This is a genomic window from Coprococcus sp. ART55/1, from assembly GCF_000210595.1.
Taxonomy (GTDB): Bacteria; Bacillota; Clostridia; order Lachnospirales; family Lachnospiraceae; genus Coprococcus; species Coprococcus aceti.
In genome coordinates this window covers 187789-191022 of record NC_021018.1, presented here as the reverse complement: position 1 = coordinate 191022, position 3234 = coordinate 187789, and the positions used below count along the sequence as shown (strand labels likewise).

Annotated in this window: 5 protein-coding genes and 1 pseudogene; all 6 read left to right on the top strand. The window is 40.8% G+C overall.

The genetic code is table 11. The annotated features are described in order from the left end of the window. Nucleotides 1-289 (top strand): annotated as a pseudogene (locus tag CCU_RS00880) (alpha/beta hydrolase); the annotation flags it as partial. Then, nucleotides 229-693, top strand: a complete 465-nt coding sequence (locus CCU_RS00875; RefSeq protein ID WP_208895880.1) for a DUF2752 domain-containing protein — start codon at nt 229-231, stop codon at nt 691-693. The pseudogene CCU_RS00880 and the gene CCU_RS00875, both read left to right, overlap by 61 nt. A gap of 59 nt (nt 694-752) precedes the next feature. Next, nucleotides 753-1244 carry an LURP-one-related/scramblase family protein gene (locus CCU_RS00870; protein WP_256364707.1) on the top strand — a complete coding sequence of 164 codons (492 nt, stop codon included), beginning with the start codon at nt 753-755 and terminating at the stop codon, nt 1242-1244. Between the two features lie 66 nt (nt 1245-1310). Next, complete coding sequence (locus CCU_RS00865) at nt 1311-2207, top strand: hypothetical protein (RefSeq protein ID WP_015533211.1); 897 nt, start codon at nt 1311-1313, stop codon at nt 2205-2207. Nucleotides 2208-2320: 113 nt separating this feature from the next. Continuing rightward, on the top strand, nt 2321-2542 hold the full coding sequence (locus tag CCU_RS00860; protein ID WP_208895879.1) for a hypothetical protein: 222 nt from the start codon (nt 2321-2323) through the stop codon (nt 2540-2542). Next, nucleotides 2532-3086, top strand: a complete 555-nt coding sequence (locus tag CCU_RS00855; protein WP_015533210.1) for a zeta toxin family protein — start codon at nt 2532-2534, stop codon at nt 3084-3086. Before CCU_RS00860 ends, CCU_RS00855 begins: the two co-directional genes overlap by 11 nt. Nucleotides 3087-3234 lie beyond the last annotated feature (148 nt).

Genomic DNA, 3234 nt, shown 5'->3' with positions numbered 1-3234 from the left:
GGCTATATCTGCAAGATATGTGGCAGAGATGGGGCTGAAGGTGAGAAATATATACTTCACTCCGCTTGAGATCACCATGCAGTATGCCAATTCAAATGGCATAGCTTTTCATGGCACAGCAGATCCGCTTGTGAACACGGGTGAGCTGACAAGACTTTGTGAGGCTAAGAACATCCCTCTGTATAAATACGAGGGCGGAAATCATTCAATAGAGACAAAGGATATTCTATGGAACATAAGAACGCAGGAAGACATAGCGGAAAAATATATAGATTATTTGAACTTCTAGGACATACAGAGGGGCAGTTATATATTGCGGAGATAGCAGTGCTCATAACACTGCTTATTGGCACGGCGGTATATATACTGCTCCTTCGTGTCCTGCCGGATACCTCATGGCTTGAGGGGTGTCAGATACGCCGGTTTACAGGGGTGATATGTCCCGCATGCGGTACGACAAGGGCTGTACTTGCCATGCTCCACGGACATATTCTGACGGCTATGTATTACCATGTGGCGACTGTGTATCTGGCGTGCATCTGCATCATATATTTGGTGGGCAATACGATCAGGCTTGCCACAAATGGCAGGACACCGCTTGTGAGATTCCGGTTGTGGTATGTGTATGTGTGGCTTGGGATATTTGTGGTGTCTTACGTGGTGAAGCTGGTGGTGCCGGGGTATGTCATATAATGAGCGCAAGTTGAGTAGGCGTGCGCATGTCATAGCGCTTATGCACGTCGACATATGATATAAGGAGTGGTTTCATGAGACTTATGATAAAACAACGGGTATTTGCCTGGACAGATACCTACGATATATATGATGAATGGGGAAACAAAAAATATTTTGTGAAGTCGGAGGCGTTCCGGCTGACGCATCAGGTTCACGTATATGACATTGCGGGAAATGAGATAGGTCTTATCAGTCAGAGATTATTCACATTCCTGCCTACATTTGACATCAGTGTGGGTGGCAGACCGTGTGGAAGTATCAGGAAGGAATTTACATTCTTCAAGCCATCGTACAGTATTGAGTATGGTGGATGGCAGTGTGATGGAGATTTCCTTTCATGGAATTACAATGTTACATCTGGAAGCAGGCTGGTGGCAAATATAGCAAAGCAGCTTCTCAGCTGGGGAGATACATACACACTTGATATCTCAGATCCGGGTGATGAGATCATGGCACTTATGCTTGTGATTGCCATTGATGCGGCCAATTGTTCGCAGAATAATAATTAATTTTTTAGAATTTTATATAAACATGAAGAAGATAGGAATGTATGAGGAGACAGGCAGGAAATAGTCATGAATAAGATACCAAAGTATGTTGTTATCATAGCCTGCATATTGGTAATGGTGGTGTTGCTGCCATTAGGTTATGTTAGATATAAGACGCGTTACGAAGCTGAGCAGATAAGTGTGTCAACGTCTCCAGATAGTGATTATGAGCTTGTGATCTATTCTGTTGGCGACCCGGATTTTCCATTTGGAGCTGCCCATGGAAGACTGGTGCTGAAGGGCAAAGAGAAGACGGTTGCATATAGGTCATTTGAAGTGGCAAATGACGGTGCAAGGTTTTACGACGGCAATCTCGAGACGACATGGTATATTGATCGTGTGGAGGTGGTAGTGTCCGGCTCTGAACAGCGAGACGAGCTTGTGACCATGCGTTTTAATGGGCAGACCAGCAGTAGACGTCTCACGACCAGATATAGAAGAGAAGATACGGATATAGAAAAAGACAGCGAACAAGACTCTGCGATAACGGAAAAAGCTTCGGGTGACAGCAGGGAGAATGCAGAGAGCTCCACTGATTCCTCTGTTGATCCTGATGTAAATGATCAGCCAGAAAATAAGGAAATTACAGTCGGGTATCAGGCGATCTTTGAGAAATATTCAGATGCCACAGCTGGAAAATTCGAAGTATATTACGGCGCCTCGGAGTCATTATCAAGATGTATATTGTCTGAAAGTGACACTACAGTGGAATACATTGTATATGATGGCAAGTCAGAAAATGAGAAGTGCGGTCTGTATGTAAGGTATCGTACTGAAAAAGGCGGTGATGGAACATATGATTATGGCAGCGCCGAAATAGAAGATATCTATGCATATGTATTTTCCAGTGGAGAAGTGATAAGTAGTGGAAAGACAAACTGGGAAGATACTGGAACGGATGAGTTTGAGAGGGCAACGGAGTAAGCTGTTGTGAATAGTCCATGAACTGTGGTAAAATGAATTATAAAATAAGACTATTTAAATCATGAATTATATATATAATAAAAAGTATAAAGGCGGTGATTGTATGACAATCAGTGAGCACGAAAAGTGGGAAGATAATAAATGTAGTATCAAGAGAAGAAGAAAGTAAAACGTTAACGTTGTCTGATCGGGAGATGGATGCCAGAGCTGTTGAGGCGGTTAAAGCTGCAATAAATAAAGCCAGAGTATGTAAAAAACCAATAGCGGGATATGATAAAGAGAATAAAAAAGCATATATTGAATATGCAAATGGAGATATAAAATATGCAAAATAGAAAACCGATGGTTCTTGTATTTGCTGGTCCAAATGGTTCTGGTAAAAGTACAATCACGTCTTTTTTTGATAAAGTCGGAAGGTATACAAATGCAGACGATATAGTTATGTCGACAGGAATGACAAATATTGATGCTGCAATTCTTGTGGATAAAATGAGATATGAATCCATAGAGGAAAACGAAGATTTTACATTCGAAACTGTTTTATCGTCAGAATATAAAATGGATATACTTAGGAAGGCTAAGGAGGAGGGATATTTTATTAAGTGTGTATTTGTGCTGACAATTGATCCTGCAATAAATATCCTGCGAATAGAGTCAAGGGTAGCATCTGGTGGGCATGATGTGGAACACACAAAGGTTATAGATAGATATTATAAGTCATTAGGGCATATAAAAGAGCTGATAGATATATGTGATATTTTACATGTTTATGATAACACAGAGAGTCCGAAGAGAATTATTCGTAAACATAAAGATGATTTGTCTATATATCCAAATGAATATTGGACAGATCAGGATATCATTAAATTATTAGGATAAAAAAACATTAACAAAGTCGCCATTGTTATCTACGATGCTATGCATCCTACGATAACAGTGGCGACTTTTATTATAAAGAGCTCTATATCTATTTTACCTCTCCAGCCCACCCAGATCATCATAGAATCCCGGATATGAGATGTTCACG

Excerpts from the sequence above, each read along its gene's own strand:
- CCU_RS00875 (WP_208895880.1), top strand. The coding sequence starts at position 229 with ATGGAACATAAGAACGCAGGAAGACATAGCGGAAAAATATATAGATTA.
- CCU_RS00865 (WP_015533211.1), top strand. The coding sequence starts at position 1,311 with ATGAATAAGATACCAAAGTATGTTGTTATCATAGCCTGCATATTGGTA.
- CCU_RS00855 (WP_015533210.1), top strand. The coding sequence starts at position 2,532 with ATGCAAAATAGAAAACCGATGGTTCTTGTATTTGCTGGTCCAAATGGT.